At 64.1% G+C, this 25,131-nt stretch carries 23 protein-coding genes; 9 read left to right on the plus strand and 14 right to left on the minus strand.

Going from position 1 to position 25,131, the window contains the following annotated elements:
* Positions 1 to 158 precede the first annotated feature (158 nt).
* The 6 genes from LB553_RS27260 to LB553_RS27285 all read right to left on the minus strand — a co-directional run bounded on the left by LB553_RS27260 (position 159) and on the right by LB553_RS27285 (position 8,490).
* Positions 159 to 3,491 carry an error-prone DNA polymerase gene (locus LB553_RS27260; RefSeq protein ID WP_224517908.1) on the minus strand — a complete coding sequence of 1,111 codons (3,333 nt, stop codon included), beginning with the start codon at positions 3,489 to 3,491 and terminating at the stop codon, positions 159 to 161.
* Positions 3,488 to 4,978 carry a DUF6504 family protein gene (locus tag LB553_RS27265; RefSeq protein WP_224517965.1) on the minus strand — a complete coding sequence of 497 codons (1,491 nt, stop codon included), beginning with the start codon at positions 4,976 to 4,978 and terminating at the stop codon, positions 3,488 to 3,490. Before LB553_RS27265 ends, LB553_RS27260 begins: the two co-directional genes overlap by 4 nt.
* The gene (locus LB553_RS27270; RefSeq protein ID WP_224517909.1) at positions 4,920 to 5,975 is read right to left on the minus strand and encodes an ImuA family protein; all 1,056 of its coding nucleotides are present in this window, start codon (positions 5,973 to 5,975) and stop codon (positions 4,920 to 4,922) included. The genes LB553_RS27265 and LB553_RS27270 overlap by 59 nt, the downstream gene beginning before the upstream one ends.
* 238 nt (positions 5,976 to 6,213) lie before the next feature.
* Complete coding sequence (locus tag LB553_RS27275; protein WP_224517910.1) at positions 6,214 to 6,882, minus strand: hypothetical protein; 669 nt, start codon at positions 6,880 to 6,882, stop codon at positions 6,214 to 6,216.
* Between the two features lie 122 nt (positions 6,883 to 7,004).
* Entirely contained in the window at positions 7,005 to 7,286 is a 282-nt protein-coding gene (locus LB553_RS27280) for a DUF3892 domain-containing protein (protein WP_224517911.1), read from the minus strand.
* Positions 7,287 to 7,530: 244 nt separating this feature from the next.
* Positions 7,531 to 8,490, minus strand: a complete 960-nt coding sequence (locus tag LB553_RS27285; RefSeq protein ID WP_224517912.1) for an IS1595 family transposase — start codon at positions 8,488 to 8,490, stop codon at positions 7,531 to 7,533.
* A gap of 162 nt (positions 8,491 to 8,652) precedes the next feature.
* On the opposite strand from LB553_RS27285, the gene LB553_RS27290 reads away from it, so the two are divergent.
* Positions 8,653 to 9,090, plus strand: a complete 438-nt coding sequence (locus tag LB553_RS27290; RefSeq protein ID WP_224517913.1) for a metallopeptidase family protein — start codon at positions 8,653 to 8,655, stop codon at positions 9,088 to 9,090.
* A 248-nt stretch (positions 9,091 to 9,338) separates the two neighbouring features.
* On the opposite strand, the gene LB553_RS27295 is transcribed toward LB553_RS27290, so the two are convergent.
* Both LB553_RS27295 and LB553_RS27300 read right to left on the minus strand, forming a co-directional pair.
* Positions 9,339 to 9,545: a DUF1737 domain-containing protein gene (locus LB553_RS27295; RefSeq protein ID WP_224517914.1), complete on the minus strand. Its 207-nt coding sequence runs from the start codon at positions 9,543 to 9,545 to the stop codon at positions 9,339 to 9,341.
* Positions 9,546 to 9,633: 88 nt separating this feature from the next.
* Positions 9,634 to 10,512 (minus strand): HpcH/HpaI aldolase/citrate lyase family protein, encoded by an 879-nt coding sequence (locus LB553_RS27300; RefSeq protein ID WP_224517915.1) that lies wholly within the window; start codon positions 10,510 to 10,512, stop codon positions 9,634 to 9,636.
* 707 nt (positions 10,513 to 11,219) lie between these two features.
* Between LB553_RS27300 and LB553_RS27305 the strand changes: the two genes are divergently transcribed.
* Genes LB553_RS27305 through LB553_RS27315 form a run of 3 tightly spaced genes read left to right on the plus strand, consistent with a single transcriptional unit; the run spans position 11,220 to position 14,699 of the window.
* On the plus strand, positions 11,220 to 11,918 hold the full coding sequence (locus LB553_RS27305; RefSeq protein ID WP_224517916.1) for a response regulator transcription factor: 699 nt from the start codon (positions 11,220 to 11,222) through the stop codon (positions 11,916 to 11,918).
* Positions 11,919 to 11,977: 59 nt separating this feature from the next.
* Complete coding sequence (locus tag LB553_RS27310; protein WP_411962275.1) at positions 11,978 to 13,480, plus strand: ATP-binding protein; 1,503 nt, start codon at positions 11,978 to 11,980, stop codon at positions 13,478 to 13,480.
* A gap of 52 nt (positions 13,481 to 13,532) precedes the next feature.
* The gene (locus LB553_RS27315) at positions 13,533 to 14,699 is read left to right on the plus strand and encodes an NAD(P)/FAD-dependent oxidoreductase (protein WP_224517918.1); all 1,167 of its coding nucleotides are present in this window, start codon (positions 13,533 to 13,535) and stop codon (positions 14,697 to 14,699) included.
* Here the strand turns inward: LB553_RS27315 and LB553_RS27320 are convergent.
* From LB553_RS27320 to LB553_RS27340, 5 genes are all read right to left on the minus strand, one after another.
* Positions 14,618 to 15,313: a DUF72 domain-containing protein gene (locus LB553_RS27320; RefSeq protein WP_318011540.1), complete on the minus strand. Its 696-nt coding sequence runs from the start codon at positions 15,311 to 15,313 to the stop codon at positions 14,618 to 14,620. The two genes, LB553_RS27315 and LB553_RS27320, sit on opposite strands and share 82 nt — an antisense overlap.
* A 156-nt stretch (positions 15,314 to 15,469) precedes the next feature.
* Positions 15,470 to 15,955 carry an SRPBCC family protein gene (locus LB553_RS27325; RefSeq protein WP_224517919.1) on the minus strand — a complete coding sequence of 162 codons (486 nt, stop codon included), beginning with the start codon at positions 15,953 to 15,955 and terminating at the stop codon, positions 15,470 to 15,472.
* A 43-nt stretch (positions 15,956 to 15,998) separates the two neighbouring features.
* Complete coding sequence (locus LB553_RS27330) at positions 15,999 to 16,448, minus strand: SRPBCC family protein (RefSeq protein ID WP_224517920.1); 450 nt, start codon at positions 16,446 to 16,448, stop codon at positions 15,999 to 16,001.
* Positions 16,445 to 16,765, minus strand: a complete 321-nt coding sequence (locus LB553_RS27335; protein WP_224517921.1) for an ArsR/SmtB family transcription factor — start codon at positions 16,763 to 16,765, stop codon at positions 16,445 to 16,447. Before LB553_RS27335 ends, LB553_RS27330 begins: the two co-directional genes overlap by 4 nt.
* A gap of 78 nt (positions 16,766 to 16,843) precedes the next feature.
* Positions 16,844 to 17,269, minus strand: a complete 426-nt coding sequence (locus LB553_RS27340; RefSeq protein WP_224517922.1) for a GNAT family N-acetyltransferase — start codon at positions 17,267 to 17,269, stop codon at positions 16,844 to 16,846.
* A 189-nt stretch (positions 17,270 to 17,458) separates the two neighbouring features.
* On the opposite strand from LB553_RS27340, the gene leuD reads away from it, so the two are divergent.
* From leuD to leuB, 4 genes are all read left to right on the plus strand, one after another.
* Entirely contained in the window at positions 17,459 to 18,064 is a 606-nt protein-coding gene (gene leuD, locus LB553_RS27345) for a 3-isopropylmalate dehydratase small subunit (protein ID WP_224517923.1), read from the plus strand.
* 212 nt (positions 18,065 to 18,276) lie between these two features.
* Complete coding sequence (locus tag LB553_RS27350) at positions 18,277 to 19,212, plus strand: hypothetical protein (protein WP_224517924.1); 936 nt, start codon at positions 18,277 to 18,279, stop codon at positions 19,210 to 19,212.
* A 307-nt stretch (positions 19,213 to 19,519) separates the two neighbouring features.
* Entirely contained in the window at positions 19,520 to 19,903 is a 384-nt protein-coding gene (locus LB553_RS27355; RefSeq protein ID WP_224517966.1) for a RidA family protein, read from the plus strand.
* 99 nt (positions 19,904 to 20,002) lie between these two features.
* Complete coding sequence (leuB, locus tag LB553_RS27360) at positions 20,003 to 21,106, plus strand: 3-isopropylmalate dehydrogenase (protein WP_224517925.1); 1,104 nt, start codon at positions 20,003 to 20,005, stop codon at positions 21,104 to 21,106.
* A 327-nt stretch (positions 21,107 to 21,433) separates the two neighbouring features.
* Here leuB and LB553_RS27365 read toward each other — a convergent pair whose 3' ends face one another.
* Entirely contained in the window at positions 21,434 to 23,299 is a 1,866-nt protein-coding gene (locus LB553_RS27365; protein ID WP_224517926.1) for a DEAD/DEAH box helicase, read from the minus strand.
* Positions 23,300 to 23,972: 673 nt separating this feature from the next.
* Here LB553_RS27365 and LB553_RS27370 point away from each other — a divergent pair.
* Complete coding sequence (locus LB553_RS27370) at positions 23,973 to 25,007, plus strand: aspartate-semialdehyde dehydrogenase (RefSeq protein ID WP_224517927.1); 1,035 nt, start codon at positions 23,973 to 23,975, stop codon at positions 25,005 to 25,007.
* The last annotated feature ends 124 nt before the right edge of the window (positions 25,008 to 25,131 follow it).

Genomic DNA, 25,131 nt, shown 5'->3' on the forward strand with positions numbered 1-25,131 from the left:
CGACATCGTTGGCGCGAGCCACCTCGAAAGCGCAAATTTCAAGCCATGCCAAAGCTATCTTAGCGCATATGCCCTTGCGGGGGAGATGTCCGGCAGGACAGAGGGGGTGTGAAGGAACGCGGCTTTGGCGTCTTCGCTCCGATTGAGGACAGAAGGCCTCACTGAAAATTCCGCCCTTTCGGCATGACCTGTTGCGCGGCGCTCGATAGCGTCGCGACGTCCTGATGGACCGGCTGGCCACGGCTTGCGGCGGATCCAATCGGCCGTTCGGCGGGATTATGCTCGATGACCGGTCGATTGGCCGATTCCAGCAGCACGCTCAACCAGGACGTCAAATCCTCGATCCTGTCGGCGACGATGTGGATGACGTCCGATTCATGCTGCAGCTTGCCGGTGACGCGGATGAAGCGGGCGCCCATGACGATAGAGCGGAAACGGTCGAAGACGCGCGGCCAGATGATGACGTTGGCGATCGACTTCTCATCCTCCAGCGTGAGGAAGATGGCATTGCCCTTGCCGGGACGCTGGCGCACCAGAACGAGGCCGGCGACGGAGACGCGGCGGCCGTCGCGCACCGACGGCAGGCGGGCATTGGGGGTGACGCCGGCGCGATCCAGCCTTTCGCGCAGGAAGGCGACGGGATGCTCCTTCAGCGACAGGCCAAGCGAGCGGTAATCGTGCACGACATGCTCGCCGAGCGGCATTTTCGGCAGTTTCGTTTCCGGCTCCAGCTCGCGCAGGCGAAGCGAGGGCTGGTCGAACAGCGGCAGTTTCTCGGCGGCGCTCTTGCCGTCGAGCGCCCGCACCTCCCAGAGCGCGGCGCGGCGGTCGAGACCGATCGAGCGGAACGCGTCCGCCTCGGCCAGTTTTTCGATCTCGCCGACATCGAGGCCGGAGCGCAGCCAGACATCCCTGACCGAGCGATAGCCGTCGCCGCGCTGCGCGACGACTATATCCATGCGCTCTTCGGACAGGCCCTTGATCTGGCGGAAGCCAAGCCGCACCGCATGCGCCGTTTCGATGACGCCGCGCATCGAGGCGTGACGCTCGAGGATGCGTGACGGATCGAAGGCGGTGGCCTCCAGCGTGCAGTCCCAGACGGAATGGTTGATGTCGACCTCGCGTATCTCGACGCCATGATCGCGCGCGTCGCGCACGAGCTGGGCCGGCTGGTAGAAACCCATCGGCTGAGAATTCAGGATCGCGGCGCAGAACACGTCGGGAAAGAAGGTCTTGAACCAGCAGGAGGCGTAGACCAGCAGCGCGAAGGACGCGGCGTGGCTTTCGGGAAAGCCATATTCGCCAAAGCCTTCGATCTGCTTGAAGCAGCGCTCGGCGAACTCCCTGGGATAGCCTTTCTCGACCATCCCTTCGACCATTCGCGTTTCATAGTTGCCGATCGTGCCGGTTCGCTTGAAGGTCGCCATGGCGCGGCGCAGCTCGTCGGCTTCGCCCGGCCGGAAGCCGCCGGCGACAATGGCGATCTTCATCGCCTGCTCCTGGAACAAAGGCACGCCGAGCGTCTTGCCAAGAATCTCTTCCAACTCAGGCTTGGGGTATTCGGCCTTCTCCTTGCCCTGTCGTCGGCGCAGATAGGGATGCACCATGTCGCCCTGGATCGGACCGGGCCGCACGATCGCCACCTCGATGACGAGATCATAGAATTCGCGCGGCTTAAGCCGCGGCAGCATCGACATCTGAGCGCGGGATTCGATCTGGAAGACGCCCAACGTATCCGCCCGGCAGATCATGTCGTAGACGCGAGGGTGTTCCGGTGGCAGCGAGTTCAGGCCATAGGGCCGGCCGTAATCGTCCCGCGCCTGCGGATAATGATGCGTGAGCAAGGTCAGAGCGCGTTTCAGGCAGGTCAGCATGCCGAGCGCCAGCACGTCCACCTTTAGGATCTTCACCGCATCGAGATCATCCTTGTCCCATTCGACCATCTTGCGCTCCTCCATCGCCGTCTTGACGATGGGCACGACCTCGTCGAGCCGGTCCCTGGTGATGACGAAGCCGCCGACATGCTGGGAAAGATGGCGGGGAAAGCCCATGATCTCGTTGGCGCGCTCCAGCACCTGCCTGGACAGCGGATCGGTGCGGTCGAGGCCGCCGGCATTGGCTTCCCTTTCGCCAAGCTCGGAGGTCGACCAGCCCCAGATGGTGCTCGACAGCGCGCTCCTGACGTCTTCCGACAGGCCCATGGCCTTGGCAACTTCGCGCAGGGCGGAGCGGCCACGATAGCTGATGACGGCGGCGGCCAAGGCGGTGCGCTTGGCACTGTATTTCTCGTAGATATAGGCGATGACCTCGTCGCGCCTTTCATGCTCGAAATCGACGTCGATGTCGGGCGGCTCGTTGCGCTCTTCGGAGATGAAGCGCTCGAAGAGCGCATCGATCCGATCGGGGCCGACTTCGGTGATTCCGATGCAGAAGCAGATGACCGAATTGGCGGCAGAACCGCGCCCCTGGCAAAGGATGTCCTGACTGCGGGCGAATTTCACGATGTCGTAGACGGTCAGGAAATAGCGCGCGTAATTCAGGCGCTCGATCAGGGCGAGTTCTTCTTCGATGCGTTGCGTGACATGCGAAGGTACGCCGGCCGGGTAGCGCTTTGCCGCCCCTTCATAGGCCAAACGCGCGAGCTCGGCCTGCGGTCCAAGCCCGGATTCGGTCGGCTCGTCCGGATAATTGTATTCGAGGTCGCTAAGCGAGAAAGTGAGCTCCTCGGCGAAACGCAGCGTCTCCGCCAGGGCCTGCGGGTGGCGACGGAAAAGCCGCGCCATCTCCAGCGGGGGCTTCAGATGGCGCTCGGCATTGGCGGTCAGCTCCAGCCCGACCTCGGAAACCGGCGTGTTGAGGCGGATCGCGGTGAGCACGTCCTGCAGCGGCCGGCGGTCGGCTGCATGGTAGAGCACGTCATTGGTCGCCATCACCGGGACGCGCGCATGCTCGGCCATCGCCGCGGCCTGCTCGATGCGAAAACGGTCGTTGCCGCCATAATCCGGCGCCACGGCCAGCCGGAGCGCCGCGCCGAAGCGATTCTTAAGCCGGCTAATGAATGCCAAATTATCCTCCGCGCCTGCAGACAAATCGGGAAGGATCGCCAGCGACATCCGATCGCCCCATTCGAGCAGGTCGCTCAACTCGAGCAGCGTCGCGCCCTTCTCGTTCTCGTCGCGCAGATTGGCTTGCGTGAGCATGCGGCAGAGATGGCCCCAGCCCTGGCGGTCACGGGGATAGGCGAGGATGTCCGGCGTGCCGTCGCCGAACACCAGGCGGCAGCCGGGATGATAGGCCATCTTCTCCACCTTGGCCTGCTGCCAGGCGCGCACGACGCCGGCGACCGTGTTCCTGTCGGCAAGGCCGATCGAGGCAAAGCCGTAGAATTTCGCCGTGACCACCAGCTCCTCGGGCTTGGAGGCGCCGCGCAGGAAGGAGAAGTTCGACTGGATGCCGAACTCGGCATAGGGGATGACGGTCAGCGCGTTCATGCGAACACCCCATGCATGAACCAGCGTGGCGGCGCGGCCTGCGCGGCGCTGCTGTAGAGACCCTGGCGGTAGAGCCAGTAGCGGCGCCCCTCGCTGTCCTCGATGCGGTAATAGTCGCGGGTCGGCGCCTCCTCCTCGCCGGGCAGCTGGCGCCACCATTCGGCGGCGATGCGTTCCGGCCCCTCGGCGCGGGCGACGCGGTAGAGCGCGCGCCGCCAGCGGAAATTCATCGGTGGGCCTTCGGGGATCTCGGTCGCCGGCACCTCGATCGGCTCGGGCGAGCGGAACAGGCGCACCGGCCGCTCCGGCGGGTAGACGGTCATCGGCGGCGCTGTTCGGGGCGGCGCCGCCCGGCCGGCCGCCGGGGCGCGCCTTTGCGGCGCTTCGGCGAAAGGCACAGCTTTAACGGCCCGTTCCGGCAGATGGCTCTCGACGATCACCGGCTTCAGCACAGCGGCCTCGCCGAGACGGGCGCGGACGCGGTCGGCAAAGAGCGCGATGTCGGCGTCATCATCGGCCGTATCGCCGGTGAGGTCGCCCTGAGCCAAGTCGAAGGCGGCGACCGACAGCACGGACAGCCGCACGAGGTCGAAGCCGAAGCCGGCGTCGATGCTCTGCTCCAGCGCGGTGAGCCGCTCATGGAACAGCCTTTGGATCAGCCGCGGCTCGCGCATCGGGCGCGAGGTGCCGACGGCGATGCGGCTGACGGCGCCATCGACGCGGAAGAGAAGCAGCGCCAGTGTCCTTGCGCCCTCGCCACGGCGTTCGAGGTCGGTCCTCAAGGCGATCGCCAGCCGGCTCACCAGCCGCTCGATGTCGTCGGTGAGCATGACCGGCTCGGCAAGATGGCGCTCGACCGAGAGCGGCGCGACGGGAAGGCGCGGCGACACGGCCTCGTCGAGGCGGCCGAGCGCCTGGTCGAGGCGCAGAAGCAAGGTGGAGCCGAAGCGGCGGGCAAGCGGCGCGCGCGGTGCTGCCATCACCGCGCCGGCGGTGCGCAGGCCCACACTTTCCAGGCCGGCGCGGGTCTCCGGCGCGATGCGCAGCGCCGACAAGGGCAGTGGCGCCAGAAGCGCTTCTTCCTCGCCGCCGGCCACGATGCGGTCGCCATGGAAGCGCGCCGCCGCCCAGGCGGCACCCGGCGTCGAGGCCAGCCCGGCGCGGACATCGAAGCCCTGCTGGAAGAAGCGGGTGAGGATCTCGTCCTGCATGGCGCGCTCGCCGCCGAACAAATGCGTGCAGCCGGTGACGTCGAGGAACAGCCCGTCCTCGCCGTCGATCGCCACCAAAGGCGTGTAGCGGTCGCACCAGTCGGCAAGGCCTTCGAGCAGGCGGCGGTCGGCTTCCGCATCGGCCTCCACCACATCGATCGAAGGGTGCATGGCGCGGGCATCGGCAATGCCCATGCCGCGCTTCAGCTTCAGCGCCTCAGCCCGCTCGTCGAGGGCTGCGATGCGCTGGGTGTTGTTGTCGCGATGGCTGATCACCAGAGGCAGGTGATGCGAGGGCCGGGAACGCCAGGACCGACCCAGGCGCTGGCGCAGGATCCGCTCCGCGGCCAGATGCGGGAACCACAGCGACAGAATTCTCTGTTCTTTCTGCAAAAGCGTGCTCATCGGGGTTCCACTCCAGTGTGAATTGTCCGGGCAGGGCCGTGCGGCTCTTGCCGATATCGACTTTGAAGGCGGGGCGGCCGATCGAGCCGGCGAGCGGCCCGGCGACCGTCTCGCGGCTTGCCGAAGGTGCGGCCGAAACGATGAGGCGCACGGGTGCGGCGGTGGGATCGGCCTCGCCGGCCTGGCGCAGCAAAAGCAGTGGACGGCCAGCATTCCGGGCACGGGCGTGCAGCCGGCGCGTGGCGGTGAGGTCGAGAAGCCGCGGGCTGCCGCGGATCTCGAGGACGACCGCGGCGAAGGCGGTCATGCGGGCCGCTTCCTCGGCGATCCAGAGCGCGTCCAGCAGCTTCGGCGCCTCGGAAAACAGCAATTGCTCCGGCTCGATGCCGAACAGGGCGTGAAGGCCCATGGCATAGGGCAAGCCGGCCTCGTGAAAGATTTCCGCCGTGCCGACCCACAGGATCGGCAGGCCCTGCTTCTCCTTAAGGATCAGGCTTACGAGCGAGAGCGCGAAACCGGCGACGGCACCGGCATCGCGGGTCTCCAGGCCATGGATTTCGCTGAGCGCCGCCTTGGGCAGGCCGCCGCCAAGGGCGGTGTCGAGGCGATCAATACCGGTGTGCAGGAAGGCGTCCGCCGAGGCCACGGCAAGACCGTGCCGGAGGATCGTCATGTCCGATTTGGCGGTATGGGGAGATATTTGTTTTTCCGCAATTCCGGACGGAAAACCGCTTCGCACTTTTCCTGGAATTGCTCCAGCCGCGCTTCCTGCAGGCGCCTGCAGGCGCTCGGGCAGCGTTCCCTCGATCTTCGCGATCTGGCGGCGCAGGGCAAAAACAGTTTCCCGCGCCACGGCGCTTATCGCCATGACGTTCACTTCCGGCAGTTGTTCCTGTTATGTTCTTATAGATTCCAGAGGCGGCCGGAAGAGTCAAGCAGACTCGCAAGGAATTTATTCCCAATTATATACTTGAGAAAGTATGGGAATATGTCCTATGATTCGAGCCGACAGGCCGGCACTGAAAAGATTGAGGAAATCGAAGTCACTGACGAAATGGCGCGAGCGGGTGCGGATGTCCTAATCGGCAAGCCGGGCGCACTTGATATCATTGGGGATGCGGACGAGATCGCGAGGGAGATTTTTTGCGTGATGGTTCTGGCTTCGCCTTCGGGATTGGCGTCCGCCCTACGTCGATTGCCCGAGCAAGCAACGTGACTTGCCAGCCGCGCTTGCGCAATTGCTCGGCATGGTTTGCGAAGGTCCCTTTGTTCACGAAATGATAGGTTACCCTGCCATTGTCGCGCTTGGAATAAGCGAAGCCCTCCTGAATAAGGCGAGGTTTTGTCAGTTCGGTCATTGGGCCTCCGACTGGGCCGATGAATGCTTTTGCCCTCAGTGATAAGGGCTTCCCCTTTAGAGGGCCTTTGCCGACTGCGATGAGCCCGGAGTGTGTTCCATCCTCATATTGGGCGATATAGACGTAGTGTGAATGAACCAGATAGTTCCTGGTTTTCCATATTCGGCGTATCTTCGTAAAAAGAGCCGTGGTGATTTTCCGGTGCTTGGCGTTGGTCAGTGTGCTCACAACGGCGGCTTGGACAAGATCGATGCGCTGGGTAAAATTGCCGATGGCGTAATAGGAATTTGGGCCGGCGGTTTTGGCCTTCATCACAGTGCCGAGAAGCTCCGCCAATTGGCGTTCTAGGGCGGCCCACCGCGCGGTGATTAGACCAATGCCGGCGATTAGCTCCGGGTCGTATTCAAGAGGACTCAACACCTTGCCTGATACCTCCAAGGAAGACGAAGCCAAGTTCAACGAAACGCTGAAGCGGATGCTGAAGACCCCTCCCGATCATAAGACCGGGAAGGGGAAGAAGCCTGTAGCTCCAGACGGTTCTAAGGACAGTGAGGGAGCGCCAGCAGGTTATTCGGCTCCACCCCGTCAGGTTCGGTCTTAAGGTATTTCCGTCCGTTCGAACGCTGGCGCACGACAATCCACACGGACTCTCCTGTCGGCGCTACCGTCCAGTATTTTTCATTTTCGTTTTCAATGTTGTTTATCAGCGTATCGATGTCTCGATACCAGCCGCCAGCAGCTGGGCCGCCGAGTCCCTGAAGACGTCGATCTTTGTCGGCGTTGTCAGGCTTGTGACATGTTACTTGGAAAGTTCCGGCCATCATGGCCTCCTGTAGATTGCGCCACAGGACGGCTTGACGGATTCACCGATGGGTTTAGTTTGGTGATCGTTCTCATGCCTAGCCGTCCTGTGGCTTGGTTGCAGAAAGCGGCGGCGAACTTCCGATTCGCCGCCGCACTCATGAGAACATGACTTTAAGGAAGTGCAAGGCTAGTTCTGCACTATCCCTCAAGATTCACAGAGGCCTTTTCTTTCGCTTCCGTAACAACTTACGGGCTTTTTGCTTAGGCGTGATCGGCTTCACCAATCCGCCGATAGGTAAGGCGCTTGCCTTCGATCCTCGCCAACAACTGGTCGTGACGTTCCGTATCCGAAACGTTCAAGGCTGTACGGCGGTTATAGCGAAAATCGAACTCGGCAAGGTAACGATGAAGATGGGCTTCGCCGCAATGCTGGTAGGTGCCAACCATGCCGCGCTTGAAGACCGAAAACACGCTTTCGATGGTGTTCGTGTGGACGTCGCCGCGAGCGTATTCCTTGGCGGAATGCTTCACGGTGTCATGCTTGGCGAACTCTAGACCGGTGATCGGATACAGATTGCTTTCGTCGGTGTAGAGCGTCGATTTGCGGTCGGCGTTGCGGACCAGAACGTCGCGAACTTCCGCCTTGTTGGCATGTTGGACATGGAACATGCGGGACTTACCGCCGCGCTCGACCAAACCGACGATTGCGATCTTCATCGGCTTCTTGCGCTTGAGATAGGGACGGCCTTGGCGGTGCGGCGAGACATAGCCTTCTTCGCGGCGGCCAAAATAGGTTTCGTCGGCTTCAACGGTCTTGCCTTCGCCACCAATCGGACCAGACGACTTAACGTCTTCCTTCATGGCTTCGCGGATGCGGTGCGCCATAAACCAAGCGGTCTTGTAGGTAACGCCAAGCATGCGGTGCAGCTGGTGCGCCGACATGCCCTTCTTGGACGAAGCCAAGAGGAACGTCGCCAGCAGCCACTTGTTGAGCGGGATTTTGGAGCGCTCGAACACGGTGCCGACCGTGACGGTGAACTGTTCACGGCATTCCATGCAGTTGTAGAGACCGGGACGGTGAGCCTTGCCCACCATCTTCGTGATGCGATCCGCGTGAGCGTTGCCGCAATGAGGACAATTCGGGCCTTCCGGCCAACGCTGCGCCTCAAGGTGCTCGCGGGCGGCTTCGGCGTCTTGGAAGATTGGGCTATCGAGGCGCATTTGGCTAACTCCTTGGATTCATTTATCTCAAGGGGCACGTGCTTTGTCAAGTATATAATTAGGAATTTATTCCTTCGTCCTTTACCCTGAAAGCGGACGCCCAGCCGGCCCATTTGCCTCTATCGGCGCGAAAGCCTATATGCCGGGATCAAAGGACAGTTCATGGCCCGCATCTACAAGACACGCAGCTGGCACGACCAGCTTTCTCCGTCGATGGACGAGATGGAGCTTCTGGCGCTGGAGACCTACGCCCATCTGCCGGACGAGTTCCGCAAGCTCACCGGCGAGATCATCATCCAGATCGCCGAGTTCCCGACCGACGAGATCATGGACGACCTGTCGCTGGAGACGCCATTCGACCTGCTCGGCCTGTTCGAGGGGCGCGGCATCGCCGAGCGCTGGAACCCACAGACCGGCGAGGGTCCGAACCGCGTCACGCTCTACCGCCGCGCCATCCTCGACTACTGGGCCGAGAACGAGGAGACGCTGGGCGACATCGTCACCCATGTGCTGATCCACGAGATCGGACATCATTTCGGCCTGTCGGACGACGACATGGAGCGGATCGAGGAAGCCGCCGAGCAGGCAGCGCCGGGCTGAGCGCGCACCTCGTCATCCTAGGGCGAAGCAAGGAGCGAAGCGACGCGCGTAGACCCTAGGATCCATGCCATTCCATCAACACCAAGCCCGCGGTGCAGAACGGAACGCCTGCCGCCCGACACCGCAATTCCCTATATTCTGGCCCGCCGCGCCCTTCGGCAGAGGGAACGGAATGGATCCTAGGGTCTGCGCTCCGCTTCGCGTCGCTACGCCCTAGGATGACGAATGAGAGAGCCTGCTGGCCTTCCCTACCAGTCGCTGAGCTTGGTATCGGCTGTGTAGTCCTGGCCTTCGACATCCTTCACCACCGCCTGGCCGCAGCGCATCGACTTCGTCTGCTGGTCAAAGCCATAGGTCGGCGAGCCGAACAGGTGCCAGCCCTTGTTCAGCGCCGCCGTCACCTTGTGGCAGAAAGTGGCGTCGTCTGGGCCGGTGAGGAAGCGGTAGAGTTTCATGGATTGATCCTGTCGTGCCTAATCTGTCGTGCCTAATTGTCGTGATTGGGTGAAAAGCCGGGCCTGAAAAATCGTGTTTCGCCCGACATCATGCGCCGATGATCGCGGCCTTCGCCAGAAGTTTCTCGGCTTCCGCCAGATGCAGCCGCTCGACCATGCGGCCGTCCAGCGCAATCACCCCCTTGCCGGCATTTTCGCGCCGCGCGAACGCCTCCCGGATCGCGCGGGCCCTGGCCAGCGCCTCGGGCGACGGTGAAAAGGCGCGGTTCGCCGCTTCGATCTGGGCGGGGTGGATCAGCGACTTGCCGTCGAAACCCATGGCGGCGGCTTCCGCGCATTCGCCGGCAAAAGCGTCGAGGTCGCGAAAATCATTGGCGACGCCATCGATAACATCGAGGCCGCCGGCCCGCGCCGCGAGCACCAGCTGCATCAGCCAGGGCATCAGATAGCGCCGGTCGGGCGTCGCCATGATGCCGGTCGCCTTCACCAGGTCGTTCGTTCCGGTCACGAGACAATTGAGGCGAGAAGCAGGATCGCGGCCAAACTCGGCGATGGCGCCGATGTTGAGCAGCGCCCTGGGCGTTTCGACCATCGCCCATAGTTTCACGCTGTCCGGAGCGAAATTGTCGTCGAGCAGGTCGCCGGCTTCGAGGATGTCGCGCGGCGTGCCGATCTTGGGCAGAAGAATGCCGTCGGGCTCGGCCTTGGCCACCGCCAACAGGTCGTGGGTGCCCCATTCGCTGGCCAAAGGATTGATGCGCACCACCATCTCGCAGCGCCGTTCGCGCCCGGCGAGAATGCCTGCGACCTTGTCGCGCGCGGCTTTTTTGTCGGCGGACAGAACGGCGTCTTCGAGATCGATGATGACGGCGTCGCAGGCCAGGGAGCCGATCTTGGCGAGCGCCTTGTCGTTCGAGGCGGGAATGTACAGCACCGAGCGGCGCGGGCGGTAAGTGTCGACGGTCATGGCCGATCTATGCCGGGTGATGACAGATGAGGCAAGGCGGAGCCTCTCGAGGGACAGGACAATCGCATATGGCAGCGCCAGCCCCCGCTCCGTCTCGGCGCTGCGCGCCGAGCCACCTCTCCCCCACTTTGTGGGGGCGAGGAAACGCTAATCGCCGAGGGCGCGCGACCTTCGCAGGCCTGGGTTCCTCGCCCCCGCCAGAGGCGGGGGAGAGGTGGCTCGGCGAAGCCGAGACGGAGAGGGGGAGCGCCTATGCGATTGTCCTGCCTAAAAGGCGACCTGCCTGCACCAAATCTGCAAATCCTTGCTGAAAAGCTCCGGGATTCCGCCCTGCGCTCACCGCGCCCGCCGGCGAAATCGGCGCCATGCGAACACCTCACACATCCCGCTGGTCCCTGCCGCGCCGGCTCCGTAATGAAGGCTGGTGGCTCGTGGAGCCGCAAAGGCGGTGCCACGAAGCGGCCATCCTGCCTTTCGCCCCGAAGCCGCTCCACATGGTGGGAGCGGACACGCCGGGGACGATCCGGCGATAACGCTCTTTGCCAGCCTGCCATGGGCTCGGCCCAGGCATGCGCAAATGCTCGAGGCCTTTGTCGATTCATCGCCTTGCCCGGATGCAGCTCCGGACCGAAAACAATTTCGCACTTTTTCATGGAATTGCTCTAATCCTGCCGTCACCGAACCCTACGCACCGGGCCGCTGATTTCATGCCGCACAACATACTCGTCGCCGACGACGACCCGCATATCCGCGAGATCATCTGCTTCGCGCTGGAAAAGGCCGGCATGATGACGGCCGCTGTCGCCAACGGCGCAGCGGCGCTCCAGGCGGTCGAGCGCCGCGCGCCCGACCTCATCGTGCTCGACATCGGCATGCCGGAGATGGACGGGCTGGAGGTCTGCCGCAGGCTGAGGCAGAAATCCGACGTGCCGGTGCTGTTTTTGTCCGCGCGCGACGAGGAGATCGACCGGGTGCTCGGGCTGGAGATGGGCGGCGACGATTATGTGACCAAGCCGTTCAGCCCGCGCGAGCTGGTCGCCCGCGTCAACGTCATCCTGCGGCGCGCGCGTCCCGCGCCGCTCGAAGAAGAAGCGGACGAGCGTCAATTCGCGCATGGCAAGCTCATGCTCGTCCCGGCAAGCCACGAAGCGAGCTTCGACGGCAAGCCGCTCATCCTGACCGCAATCGAATTCGCTATCCTGAAAGGCTTCCTCGCCCGCCCGCAGCACGTGCTTGGCCGCGACGCAGTGATGGCCAATGCCTATGCCTCCAACATCCATGTCTCGGAACGCACGGTCGACAGCCACATCCGCAACGTGCGGGCCAAGCTGGCGGCGGTCGGCTGTCTCGACGCGATCGCGACGGTGCATGGCGTCGGCTTCCGGCTCGGCCGATGCGGTGGTTGAGCAAGGAAAGATGGCGGCCCAGGCTTGCCACCGTCGTCGTCGTCATCCTCATCCTGGTGATGGCGCTGCCGCTAGTCGGGCTGTTCTTCTTCCGGCTCTATGAGAACCAGCTGATCCGCCAGACCGAGGGCGAGCTGATCGCGCAGGGCGCGGTCGTTGCCGCTGTCTACGCCCAGGAAGTGCGCGCGGCCGGCATTTCCCAGGACAGGCTGGGTTCGCCGATCTCGGCCGATCCGGCGCGGGACAGCAATTATCCCTATGATCCGATCGAGCCGCGGCTAGACCTTGCCTCCGACGATGTCATGCCGATGCGCCCCGCGGCGCTTCCCGCCGCCCCCGACCCGGCCTTCGCGGCCATCGGCGCCCGGCTCGACGGCATTCTCGACGAAACGCAGAAAACGACGCTTGCCGGCTTCCGCCTGCTCGACCCGCGCGGCGTGGTGATTGCCGGCGGCGACGAGGTCGGCCGGTCGCTCGGCGATGTCGGGGAGGTACGGACCGCGCTTTCAGGTCATTATGCCAGCGAACTGCGCTTGCGGATCCCCGACCAGCCGGCGCCGCCGCTCTATTCGGTCAGCCGCGGCACTAGGGTGCGCGTCTTCGTCGCCATGCCGGTCGAGCTCGACGGCCGGGTCGCGGGCGTCGTCTATCTGTCGCGGACGCCGAACAACATCGTCAAGCACCTCTATGGCGAGCGCGGCAAGGTAACGTTGGCGGCGATCACGATCGTCGGCGGCACGCTCTTGATCGCGCTGGTGTTCATCCGCACCGTCAGCCGGCCGATCTACGCGCTGATCGAGCGGACGAAGCGCATCGCCGCCGGCGACCGCGAGGCGATCAGGCCGCTCGCCCATCACGGCACGCGCGAGATGGCGGCGCTGTCGGCGGCGTTCCTCGACATGGCGCAAAAACTGCAGGCGCGCTCCGACAGCATCCAGACCTTCGCCACCCATGTCTCGCATGAATTGAAATCGCCGCTGACCGCGATCCAGGGCGCGGCGGAGCTGCTCAGGGATTCCGGCGGCGCGATGGACGAGGCCGAGCGCCAGCGTTTCTCCAACAACATCGTCACCGATGCCGGGCGGCTCAATCTCCTGGTGCGCCGGCTGCTCGACCTGGCGCGCGCTGAAAATTTGGAGCCGAGCGGCGAAAGCACGACGCTTCATGCTGCATTGGCATCCTTGCCGATCGACACAAGGCTGGAAGCGCGGCTTGAAGGCGGCGGCGACATCAGGCTCGCCATCTCGGCCGAGAATCTCGGCATCGTGCTCGCCAATCTCATCGACAATTCGGCACGACATGGCGCCCGACAGGTGGCGATCCACGCCTCAGCCGATGGCAAGCGCGCGTCGGTCCGGATCGGCGACGACGGCGAGGGGATCTCGGCCGCCAACCGCGCCAGGATCTTCGAGCCGTTCTTCACCACGCGGCGCGAGTCCGGCGGCACCGGCATGGGGCTCGGCATCGTGCTGGCCCTCCTGAAAGCGCATGATGGCACGATCAGGCTGGTTGACTCCGAGCGCGGCACGCGCTTCGAGATCGATCTTCCTGCATTGATTTGAGCGTGCGAACCCCGAGCGTCGGGACCATGCTCTGGAGTCGGAGAACCAAAGCGTGCGCTACGACATCGTCATCATCGGCGGGGCCATTGTCGGGTCCTCGGTCGCCTATTATTTGCGCGAGGAGGGCTTTACCGGCTCAATCGCGCTGATCGAGCGCGATCCACAGTTCTCCTATGCGGCGACGACCTTGTCCTGTGCCTCGATCCGCCAGCAATTCTCGATCCCCGAAAACATCCGCCTGTCGCAGTTCACGCTGAAACTGTTCCGGCGGCTGAAGGAAACCTTTGGCACCGACGCCGATATCGGTTTTCGTGAGGGCGGATATCTCATCCTCGCCGGCGAGGCCGGGCTGCCGATCCTCAAGGCCAATCACGAGACGCAGGTCGCCGAGGGCGCCGACATCGTGCTGGAGGATGCCGGGCAGCTGGCGCAGCGTTTCCCGTGGCTGTCGACCGAAGGTATTTCCGCCGGCGCCTTTGGCCGCAGCGGCGAGGGCTGGTTCGACGCGCATGCCATGCTGATGCTGTTCCGCAAGGCGCTGCGCGACAAGAAGATCGATCTCGTCACCGCCTCCGTCACCGGCATCGCGCGCGACGGCAATCGTGTCGCCAGTGTAAGCCTCGACAATGGCGAGACGCTCGAAGCCGGCATTGTCGTCAACGCGGCCGGGCCGAATGCCGGCGAGGTCGCCGCCTTGGCCGGGCTGGCGCTGCCGGTCGAGCCGCGCAAGCGCAATGTCTTCGTCTTCGAAGCGCGCGACAAATTCGCCGATATGCCGCTGCTGGTGGATCCGTCCGGCATCTATGTGCGGCCCGAGGGCTCGGTCTACATCACCGGCGGCGCCGAGCCGGAGGAAGGCGATCATGCGCCCGATCCAACGGATTTCGAGGTTAACTGGCCGCTGTTCGAAGAGGTGATCTGGCCGGTCCTAGCCACCCGCATCCCGGCCTTCGAGGCGATCAAGCCGACGCGCGCCTGGGTCGGGCATTACGACTACAACACGCTCGACCAGAATGCGGTGATCGGGCCGCATCCGGAGGTCGAAAATTTCCTGTTCGCCAACGGCTTCTCCGGCCACGGCCTGCAGCAGGCGCCGGCGGTTGGGAAGTCGATCGCCGAGCTCATCGTGCATGGCGGCTACCGCACGATCGACTGTACGGCATTTGGATATGAGCGTGTGGCGGAAGGACGGGCGTTCCGGGAGCTGAACGTCATCTGACGGACGGCTGCATCGACCGAAAGCGCATTGCCGAGCGCATGGCCTCGTGCCGTGTTGTCGAATATGCACCAGACCTCGGCGGCCGATGCGCTGGCTTGGAAAAGCCGCCCGCTGATATCCAGAAGCTGACCGGCCTCGTAGTCCGAATAGTAGACGCGCGGCGCGCCATGGAATCGGAAGTAGGCGAGCTCACGCCAGCCGCCAGGCATAGAGGCAGCAGGCACGGGAGCAGGGTCGGCCGCAACGCGCCCAACATGAAAGCGGCTCAGCAAGGCCCCGGCTTCCGGCTCGAACCAACTGGCGTGACGCGGTTCGCAAACAAGGCGCCGGTCGGTCTTTGCACGCAGCGCGGCGAAGAACCTTCCGGTGGTTTGGGGATCGAACCCCAGGCTGGGCGGCAGTTGAACCAAAAGCACGGAAAGCTTGGCACCGAGGCCCCCGATCTGATCCAAAAACGCTTCCAGAAGATCATCGCAATCTCCCAGGCGGCGCTCATGCGTCATGACTCTGGGGATTTTTGCGGAAAAGCGAAAATGATCGGGGACCGCGCGCGCCCAGCGCTCATAGGTTTGCCGCCGATGCGGCTTGTGGAACGAGGAATTGATCTCGACGATCGAAAGCTGTGCCGCATAGCGTTCGAGCTGCGAGCCGGAAGCGGGAAAAAAGGTTTATGCGCTGCGGGTATGCTCCATCCGGCGGTTCCCACGACACAGCGGCTGTTCTCCATCCCCCGAATCTGGACAGGCGCGATTGCGAGTCAAGCGAGAGCCTCAGGGAGTTGGCCGAGCACCCAGATACCGCTGCAACCACCCCAACACCCGCGCCCAGCTCTCGGCATGTTCCGCTGCCGCATCCGGGAAACCCGCGAAACCGCCATGGCAGATGGTGAGCCGCGTGCCGCCGACGATCGGCTCCAGCAGATAGGCGACCGTCGTTTCTTCGCGGCCGAGCGCCGGATGGTCCCAGCCGTAGCGCCGCGTCTGCACGATCCGACGCGGCATTTCGATTTCGAGAAACTCTCCGCCGGCGGGCAGGCGCCCGCCGTCGGCGGTTCGCACCGTGACACGCCAGCTTCCGCCGACGCGCAGATCGGCGTTCCAGCCGGTCATGCGGTAGGTTTCGGGCGAACCCCACCAGCGCTCGACCTCGCTGGTTATCAGCGCCGCGCTAACCTCGTCCGGCGAGGCGGGAAGGTCGGCCGAGGCCACGACCGTGTCCGCGTTCGCCATGGCTTGCGGCAAGGACAGTTGCAGCATCGCATACGCCTCCGGCGAATCGTCTCGTATCCGAAACGAATATTCATCCCTTCGATGGCGGCCGCTCGAAACCCTTGCCGGTTTCGAGCAGGCTCTTGAGGCTGGCGAGCACCAGCGGCCAGCCCTTGGAGACGTTCGGAATCAGCCTGTGCGGGCCGTCGGCCTCATGGGTGACGGCGAGCTTCATCAATTCGCCGTCGGGCTCGATGGTGAAGGTGCAGCGCGTATAGCCGTCCTCCTTCACCTCGGGCATCCATTCGTTGCGCCATTTGATCACCAGGCGCCGTGGCGGGTCGATTTCGAGGATCTCGCCGGAGTCGGCGATACGCCCGTCGGGGAAGACCAGCTTCCAGCTCGAGCCGACCTTCCAGTCGCTCTCCTGATGGGAGCAGAGGAAGAAGTGCCGGTTGAATTCCGGATCCGTCAGCGCTTGCCAAAGTTTTTCCGGCGTCGTGCGGATATAGGTGACATAGACGAAACTGTTCTCGCTCACGGCTCTTCCCTTTCAAGGCGTTGCTTCAGGTCGCTGAGGGCAGCAAGCCGCCCCCGCTCGAACTTGCCGATCCAGCGCTCGGCGATCTCGTTGATCGGAACGGGGTTGAGGTAATGCTCCTTCTCGCGGCCCCGGCGCATGGTGGTGACGAGGTTCGCCTCCTCGAGGATCGCCAGGTGCTTGGTCACCGCCTGGCGCGTCATCTCCATGTTCTCGCAAAGCGCGTTCAGCGTCTGCCCATTCCGGGCATGGAGGCTGTCCAGCAATTGGCGGCGGGTCGGGTCGGCCAAAGCGCGAAAGACGGCATCCATGCTCATGGCTTTAATATGCAACTAGTTGGTTGCATGTCAAGCTCAAAAAGAATTGGCGACCGCAGCCATAGGGTCGCCCGGAGGTCAGCGCTTGCGGGAGAACCAGAAGGCGTCGGTCATGCGCGTCATGCCGATGCGCTCGTAGAAGCCGACGGCGTCGGGCATCGAGATCAGGCTGATGGCGACCGAAGGCCCGAGCTGCCGCTGCGCCTCGTCCATCAGGCCCCTGCCGACGCCGAGCCCTTGCGCCGAGGCGGATACGGCGAGCTCGGAGATGTAGCAGACCCAGGAAAAATCGGTGATGCCGCGCGCGACGCCGATCAGCGGCTTGCCTTCGATGTCGAGCCGCGCTGTCAGCACCAGATTGGCATTGCCGAGCATTATCTTCAGGCGCGCTTCATCGTCGACGGGCCGTGTTTCACCGAGACCGGATTCCACCAGCACGCGGCGGAATTCGGCGACATCGAGCGCGGGTTCGGTGGCGTAAAGGACTTTGGAAGGCTCAACCATGGTCGCAGACTGCACCAGCCGGCCAGGATTTCGAAGTCGTTTTTTGAAGCGTTCCAGCTTCGGCACGCATGCCATGCCCGACATTGGCCCGAGGCCCGCGCACGAACAGTTGCCTTCCATTTGCCGCCGGCTTTGTGTAAACCGTCCGGCAAAATTCCCCGCAAGCCACGAAGAAGACGGGCAAGGACCATGGATAAATTCACCAAGCTCACCGGCGTCGCCGCGCCCATGCCGATCGTCAATGTCGACACCGACATGATCATCCCCAAGGATTATCTCAAGACGATCAAGCGCACCGGGCTCGGCACCGGGCTTTTCGCCGAGATGCGCTACAATGAGGACGGCTCGGAGAATCCGGAATTCGTCCTCAACAAGCCGGCCTACCGCAAGGCGCAGATCCTGGTCGCCGGCGACAATTTCGGCTGCGGTTCGAGCCGCGAGCATGCGCCCTGGGCGCTGCTCGATTTCGGCATCCGTTGCGTGATCTCGACCTCGTTCGCCGACATCTTCTACAACAACTGCTTCAAGAACGGCATCCTGCCGATCACGGTCAGCCCGGAAGACCTCGACAAGCTGATGGACGACGCTTCGCGCGGCTCCAACGCGACGCTGTCGATCGACCTCGAGGCGAAGGAAATCCGCGGGCCGGATGGCGGCGTGGTCAAATTCGACCTCGACGATTTCAAGCGCCACTGCCTCTTGAACGGCCTCGACGATATCGGGCTGACCATGGAGAAGGCCGGCGCCATCGCGTCCTTCGAGAAGAGGAATGCCGAGCTGCGCCCCTGGGCCTGAGAGACTGCTTGGAAATCTACTCCGGCGGCCATCTGATGGCGGTTTCTGCGCTTCCGTTGCTCACGGACCAAATGTCCGCTGCGCTACGGTTCTCGAAACCGCCACCATATGACTCGCCAGAGCGAATTTCGAAGCAGTCTCTGAGCGGCGCGGCTTCAAATCGAAGGCCCGCCCCTTGCCGGCTGGGCTGGCGGCTGAATGGAGGGACAGTCATGACACGCTTGCTTCTGGCCGCCGCTGGCGCATCGGCGGCAATCCTTCTCGCCACGATCGGCGCCAATGCGCAGACCACCGCGCCCGCCACGCAGTCGGCGCCGGCGGCATCCGATCAAGGCGCGTCCGACCAGGGATCGGGCAACGACCAGGCCGCGCCGGATGACGATAAGCAGGCGCCGATCCCGTTTGAGGGCGGCCAGCTCACCATTACGCAGCCGGAGCAGGACGGCGAGAAGGTGCTGTCATATGACGGCAAGCAGCTTGCCAGCAATTACGACGTCTTCTTCGACAAGATCGTCAAGATCGGCGACGTCAACGTGGCGCTGGTCGATGTCGGCGATGGCGGCAACCAGTGCGGCCCGGCCAAGGTCATCGTCTGGAAGCCGAAGGACGGCGAGATCCAGACCACCACGGTCGAGCAGGACGAATGCGGCGCGCCGCCGGCAGCAGTCTCCGACAGCGCCATCTATTTCGTTCCCTATCTGCTGCCGGGAGAGACACGGCCGGCGCTGCAATGGTCGCCCACCGCAGGGCTGACGACATCCGGCAACCTAACCTATACGCCCGAACCCGGCACCGGCTGGAAGGATGTCGACCCGTCGAAATTGGACAACATCATCGACGCCTTCCACAATGAGGCCGTCTACAAAGCCGGACAGGCGTTACTGGGCAACGACATGCCCGACATGGCGACCAGCCTTCTGGTTGGCGGCGGCACCGAAAAGACGGCCTCAGGCGCCTTCTACGCCACCGGCTGCGTGCCGCATGACTGCGGCGGCAATGACGGCTTCATGGCCGTCGACCCGGCCAAGCAGAAAGTCTATTTCGCCCGCCGCGGCGACAATGGCGAGCCGCAGGCCTGGCCGCCGATGAAGGACTGGCCGGACGATATCAAGAAGGCGTATGACGACGCGCAGGGGTCGGGGAACTAGGCTCTTTGGCAGCGGTGCCGGCCATGAGGGTGCCAGCGAAAAACGATTGTCGCCCCGATCCTTCGCACCCCCCTCTGCCCTGCCGGGCATCTCCCCCGCAAGGGGGGAGATTGAGCGCTCGACCGCCTCGTCAATCTCCGATGCTACTCGAACAGGCGAAGCGCCGAAGCTGCTGATCTCCCCCCTTGCGGGGGAGATGGCCGGCAGGCCAGAGGGGGGTGCTGTCCCGCCAGCATCACATTGTCTGGCTCACGACTGGGTCGCCACTCCGTTTCACAATGCCCGCAACCAACGCGAGGCCACCCCCATACGCAAGCTCATCTCCACCGGCTCCCCCTTCGAGAAAACCGCGGGCTATTCGCGCGCGGTGGTGCAGGGTGACTGGTGCTTTGTCTCCGGCACGACCGGCTATGATTATGCCACCATGACCATGCCCGACACGGTCGAGGCGCAGACGCGCAATTGCCTTGCCACCATCGCCAAGGCGCTGGCCGAGGGCGGGTTCGACTTGGCCGATGTGGTGCGGGCGCATTACTACATCACCGACCAGGCCCATGTTGACGTCGTCTTCCCGATCCTCGGCGAGGCGTTCGGCGACATCCGCCCGGCGGCGACGATGATCGTGTGCCAGCTCAACAAGCCGGAGATGAAGATCGAGATCGAGGTGACCGCGCTGAGGCGCACGGCATAGGGGGGCTGTGAAGGATCTCGGCGCGCGTCCCCTTGCGCGCAGCCCGCTTGGCGTTTAGCAAGGCCGCGTTTTCTCCAGATACTATTGGGACGGTTCTCCATGGCTTCGAAAAATCTCTTCCTGCTCGCCGGCGACGGCATCGGCCCTGAGGCCATGGCCGAGGTGAAGAAGCTGATCAAGGCCATGAACGACAGGCTGGGCAGCGGCTTTGCTACCGACGAAGGACTGGTCGGCGGCTGCGCTTACGACGCGCATGGCGCGGCGATCTCCGATGCCGACATGGCTAAGGCGATGACGGCGGACGCCGTGCTGTTCGGCGCCGTCGGCGGGCCGAAATGGGATAGCGTGCCTTACGAGGTGCGCCCCGAGGCCGGGCTCTTGCGCCTGCGCAAGGACATGGAGCTGTTCGCCAATCTCAGACCGGCGATCTGCTATCCGGCTTTGGCCGCTTCCTCCTCGCTCAAGCAGGAGGTGGTCGAGGGCCTGGATATTCTCATCGTGCGCGAGCTGACCGGCGGCGTCTATTTCGGCGAGCCGAAGCAGATCATCGATCTCGGCAACGGCCAGAAGCGCGGCATCGACACCCAGGTCTACGACACGTTCGAGATCGAGCGCATTTCGGGCGTCGCCTTCGAGCTGGCGCGCACGCGCAAGAACCACGTCACCTCCATGGAAAAGCGCAACGTCATGAAATCGGGTGTGCTGTGGAACGAGGTCGTCTCGCAGACCCACAAGGCGCGCTATTCCGACGTCAAGCTCGACCATATGCTGGCCGATGCCGGCGGCATGCAGCTGGTGCGCTGGCCGAAGCAGTTCGACGTCATCGTCACCGACAATCTGTTCGGCGACATGCTCTCCGACATCGCCGCCATGCTAACCGGCTCGATCGGCATGCTGCCGTCCGCCTCGCTCGGCGCGCCGGACGCCAAGACCAAGAAGCGCAAGGCGCTCTACGAGCCGGTGCACGGCTCGGCGCCCGACATCGCCGGCAAGGGCATCGCCAACCCGATCGCCATGATCGCCTCCTTCGCCATGTGCCTGCGCTATTCCTTCGGCATGGTCGCCGAGGCCGACAGGCTGGAAGCGGCCATCGCCGCCGTGCTCGACGACGGCCTGCGCACCAAGGACATTCTTTCCCCGGGCATGAAGGAAGTCGGCACCACCGAAATGGGCGACGCCATCATCGCCAAGTTCCTGGGATGATGTATGACTGTCGACATTCGCTGGGCGAGGGTCGACATTGCGCACCCCACGCTATGGCGGAGCAAGGAGCGAAGCGACGCAGCGCAGACCATAGAATCCATTCCGTGACCTGTGAGCGTCGCAGCGGTGCAGAACGGCTCCCTGTTCTGCGTCGTCCCTATTCTTCGCGCGAGGTCACGGCATGGATCCTCGGGTCTGCGCGTCCGCTTCGCTCCCGCTCCGCCCGTGGATGACGAAGTTCGGACGCTTCGGCCAATCTCGAAGGTTGCGATTTGCCACCGAAAGAGAACGCCGGCGCTCGCCGCGGGTCGGCTTTCCGTCGCGATCCTACGCTGGCCGTTTCTTCTGCTTATTTCGCTTTGCCGGCTGGTCGGATTTCGGCCCGTCGAACTTTGGCTTGTCGAATTTCGCCTTGCCGGGTTTCTTCGCCCAGGTGTCCGGCGCCCCAGCATGCTGACGCTCGCCCGGCGCCCGCTTCTCGAATACGGGCGCGCCTTGGTCGAAAGACCGCTTGCCGCGATGCGGCTTTTTCTCCGGCCTCTGCGGCTGGTAGCCGGCGCGCGACAGGTCCGGCGTGCCGTCGATCCGCCTGACCGCGATGCTGCCTTGCAGCTTGCGGTCGGGGCCGATCGCGGCGACGAACCGGTCGGCCCAGTCGGCGGCGATCTGCACGAAGGTTTCCTCCGGCTGCATCTTGATGGCGCCGATCTCGCGCTTGGACATGCCGGCGGTGCGGCACAGCATCGGGATCAGCCAGCGCGGCTCGGCATTCTGCCGGCGGCCGACCGAGAGCGAGAACCAGACGCTGTCGCCGAAATCGTCGCGGCGGGCGGGTGCTTCTTCGCGGCGCGCGAACTTCTCCTTTGACGGCGCGAAGGGTGCGACGTCGATCAAATCCTCGGGCGCCGAGCGGCTACCGCGGCAAAGCCGTACGAAGGCGGCCGCCACCAATTCGGCGCCATGCCGCTCCAGAAGCGCCGCGGCGAAGTCGCGCTCCTCGTCCTTCACCGGCTCGCCGAAGGAAGGGTCGGCCAGGATGCGCTCGTCATCGCGCCGCAGCACCTCGTCGGCCGAGGGCGGGCTTGCCCAGGCCGCGGTCAGGCCGGCATTGGCGAGCAGCCGCTCGGCTCGCCGGCGGCCATTGGCCGGCACGATCAGCGCGCTCACTCCCTTGCGCCCGGCGCGGCCGGTGCGGCCGCTGCGATGCAGCAGCGTCTCCGGGTTGCTTGGCAGGTCGGCGTGGATGACGAGATCGAGATTGGGCAGGTCGATGCCGCGCGCGGCGACGTCCGTCGCGATGCAGACCTTCGCGCGGCCGTCGCGCATCGCCTGCAGGGCGTGGCTGCGCTCGTTCTGGCTGAGCTCGCCGGACAGCGCCACCACCGCAAAATTGCGGTTGTTGAAGCGCGCGGTGAGATGGTTGACAGCGGCACGCGTGTTGCAGAACACCATCGCGTTGCCCGCCTCGTAATAGCGCAGCACGTTGATGATGGCGTTCTCGCGATCAGCGGGCGCGACGGAGAGCGCCCGGTATTCGATGTCGAGATGCTGCTTTGCCTCGCCGCCGGCCGAGATGCGCACGGCGTCGCGCTGGTAGCTCTTCGCCAGCTTGGCGATGGAGCGCGGCACGGTGGCGGAAAACATCAGCGTGCGGCGTCCGGCGGGCGCTGTGTCGAGGATGAATTCCAGGTCCTCGCGGAAGCCGAGATCGAGCATCTCGTCGGCCTCGTCCAGCACCACGGCCTTCAGTGCCGACATGTCGAGCGCGGCGCGGGTGATGTGGTCGCGCAGCCGGCCCGGCGTGCCGACGACGATATGAGCACCGCGTTCCAGCGCGCGCCGCTCCGTGCGCATGTCCATGCCGCCGACGCAGGAGGCGATCTCAGCGCCGGTCAGCTCGTAAAGCCATTCCAGCTCGCGCCGCACCTGCAGCGCCAGCTCGCGCGTCGGTGCCACGACCAATCCGAGCGGCGCGCCGGCCTCGGCAAACCGCTCAGCGCCGCCAAGCAGGGTCGGCGCCACGGCAAGGCCGAAGGCCACGGTCTTGCCGGAGCCGGTCTGCGCCGACACCAGCGCGTCGGCCTCGCCGAGCTCAGGCCCAAGCACCGCCTTCTGCACCGGCGTCAGCGCCGAATAACCGCGCTTTTCCAGCGCCTGAGCCAGCGCAGGAACAATCGTTTCGAAACTAGACATTTTCTTCTTTCGGAATTCGGGGTTCTGCGCTCGTCATGGAGCACAAGGCCGGCACTGCGCCAGCCAAACGAAATTTGGGCCGTTCGTACTTGCTACAGCCGCCATTGTACAGAGCAGTGCGCAGCGCGGCGATTGGCGAAACCGCTGACGAGAGCGCCCCTCTCCCCGTCATTTTACGGGGAGAGGATGCCGGCAGGCAGGTGAGGGGCAGCGCGAACGCTGATGGGTAAGGCAAGGGGCCGGTCTTCAGGCCCTCGCTTCCGGATGAGCTAACCGTCGAACTCGGCGCCGCCCCTCATCCGCCCTTCGGGCACCTTTTTCCCCGTTAGTGACGGGGAGAAGGAGAGGCGCTGCGCCGATTGACTCTTTTGCCAAACCGCGTAAAAGCCCGCGTCGAATGGGATCGTTTTTTTCGATGCGCGGCCTTTTGATGGCTCTTCTTGCATTCGATACCCCCAGCCACAATGTAAAGCATTGGGCCGGGCGCTCAGACGCGTCCGTCCGTTCCAGCAAGACCCCATTCTTGGCCAAGAAAACCGGCAAAACCACCACCAAAACGGTGTGATTCCCTTGGCCTAACCACCCTCTCCCGGGTACGGCCCGGGGGACGAAACCCGCATGAGGCCGGCGGGTTTTCTCCAACAACCAAGCGGAGAGGGACAGGAGATATCAGATGAGTTTCAAGGTTGCGGTAGTCGGCGCCACGGGCAATGTGGGCCGCGAAATGCTCAACATTCTGGACGAGCGCGGCTTCCCGGTGAGCGAGGTGGTGGCGCTGGCGTCGCGGCGCAGCCAGGGCACCGAAGTGTCCTTCGGCGACCGCACGCTGAAGGTCAAGGCGCTCGACCAGTATGATTTTTTCGACACCGACATCTGCGTCATGTCGGCGGGCGGCAATGTGTCGAAGGAATGGTCGCCGAAGATCGGCAAGCAGGGCTGCGTCGTCATCGATAATTCGTCGGCCTTCCGCTACGATCAGGACGTGCCGCTGATCGTGCCGGAAGTGAACCCGGACGCGATCTCGCTGTTCACGCGCAAGAACATCATCGCCAACCCGAACTGCTCGACGGCGCAACTGGTCGTGGCGCTGAAGCCGCTGCATGACGTCGCCACCATCAAGCGCATCGTCGTCGCCACCTACCAGTCGGTGTCCGGCGCGGGCAAGGAAGGCATGGACGAGCTCTTCACCCAGACCCGCGCGGTGTTCGTCGCCGACCAGGTCGACGTCAAGAAGTTCACCAAGCGCATTGCCTTCAATGTCATCCCGCATATCGACGTGTTCCTCGACGACGGCTTCACCAAGGAAGAGTGGAAGATGGTGGCCGAGACCAAGAAGATGCTCGACCCCAAGATCAAGCTGACGGCGACCTGCGTGCGCGTGCCGGTGTTCATCGGCCATTCGGAAGCGGTCAACATCGAGTTCGAAAAGCCGATCACGGCAGACGAGGCGCGCGAGATCCTGCGCGAGGCGCCGGGATGCCAGGTGCTCGATAAGCGCGAGAACGGCGGCTATATCACGCCGCTGGAATCGGCCGGTGAGGACGCCACCTTCATCTCGCGCATCCGCGAGGATTCGACCGTCGACAACGGCCTGTCGATGTGGGTGGTCTCCGACAATCTGCGCAAGGGCGCGGCGCTGAACGCCGTGCAGATCGCCGAGCTTTTGGTCGAGCGCGGCCTGATCCAGCCCAAGAAGAAGGCGGCCTGACGGCAGTTTGTTTTCGCTCACGGGCCGCACCGCCGCTGCCGCGGCTGGCCCTGCGCTGGCGCGCCGGAAAGCCGGCGGCCTGCGGTCGCAGGCTCGGCCTTTGGCCGTTTGGTTTTCGCTCACG

Origin of the sequence: Mesorhizobium sp. CA8 (assembly GCF_020164955.1) — a bacterium.
Lineage (GTDB): Bacteria > Pseudomonadota > Alphaproteobacteria > Rhizobiales > Rhizobiaceae > Mesorhizobium.

Bases quoted from the DNA above. Each gene is read 5' to 3' on its own strand.
- LB553_RS27365 (WP_224517926.1), bottom strand. From the start codon at position 23,299: ATGTCTAGTTTCGAAACGATTGTTCCTGCGCTGGCTCAGGCGCTGGAA.
- leuD (WP_224517923.1), top strand. From the start codon at position 17,459: ATGGATAAATTCACCAAGCTCACCGGCGTCGCCGCGCCCATGCCGATC.
- LB553_RS27300 (WP_224517915.1), bottom strand. From the start codon at position 10,512: ATGACCGTCGACACTTACCGCCCGCGCCGCTCGGTGCTGTACATTCCC.
- LB553_RS27335 (WP_224517921.1), bottom strand. From the start codon at position 16,765: ATGAGCATGGATGCCGTCTTTCGCGCTTTGGCCGACCCGACCCGCCGC.
- LB553_RS27305 (WP_224517916.1), top strand. From the start codon at position 11,220: ATGCCGCACAACATACTCGTCGCCGACGACGACCCGCATATCCGCGAG.
- LB553_RS27280 (WP_224517911.1), bottom strand. From the start codon at position 7,286: ATGGCCGGAACTTTCCAAGTAACATGTCACAAGCCTGACAACGCCGAC.
- LB553_RS27310 (WP_411962275.1), top strand. From the start codon at position 11,978: ATGGCGCTGCCGCTAGTCGGGCTGTTCTTCTTCCGGCTCTATGAGAAC.
- LB553_RS27370 (WP_224517927.1), top strand. From the start codon at position 23,973: ATGAGTTTCAAGGTTGCGGTAGTCGGCGCCACGGGCAATGTGGGCCGC.
- LB553_RS27340 (WP_224517922.1), bottom strand. From the start codon at position 17,269: ATGGTTGAGCCTTCCAAAGTCCTTTACGCCACCGAACCCGCGCTCGAT.
- LB553_RS27290 (WP_224517913.1), top strand. From the start codon at position 8,653: ATGGCCCGCATCTACAAGACACGCAGCTGGCACGACCAGCTTTCTCCG.
- LB553_RS27295 (WP_224517914.1), bottom strand. From the start codon at position 9,545: ATGAAACTCTACCGCTTCCTCACCGGCCCAGACGACGCCACTTTCTGC.
- LB553_RS27270 (WP_224517909.1), bottom strand. From the start codon at position 5,975: ATGGCGATAAGCGCCGTGGCGCGGGAAACTGTTTTTGCCCTGCGCCGC.
- LB553_RS27350 (WP_224517924.1), top strand. From the start codon at position 18,277: ATGACACGCTTGCTTCTGGCCGCCGCTGGCGCATCGGCGGCAATCCTT.
- LB553_RS27260 (WP_224517908.1), bottom strand. From the start codon at position 3,491: ATGAACGCGCTGACCGTCATCCCCTATGCCGAGTTCGGCATCCAGTCG.
- LB553_RS27325 (WP_224517919.1), bottom strand. From the start codon at position 15,955: ATGCTGCAACTGTCCTTGCCGCAAGCCATGGCGAACGCGGACACGGTC.
- leuB (WP_224517925.1), top strand. From the start codon at position 20,003: ATGGCTTCGAAAAATCTCTTCCTGCTCGCCGGCGACGGCATCGGCCCT.
- LB553_RS27285 (WP_224517912.1), bottom strand. From the start codon at position 8,490: ATGCGCCTCGATAGCCCAATCTTCCAAGACGCCGAAGCCGCCCGCGAG.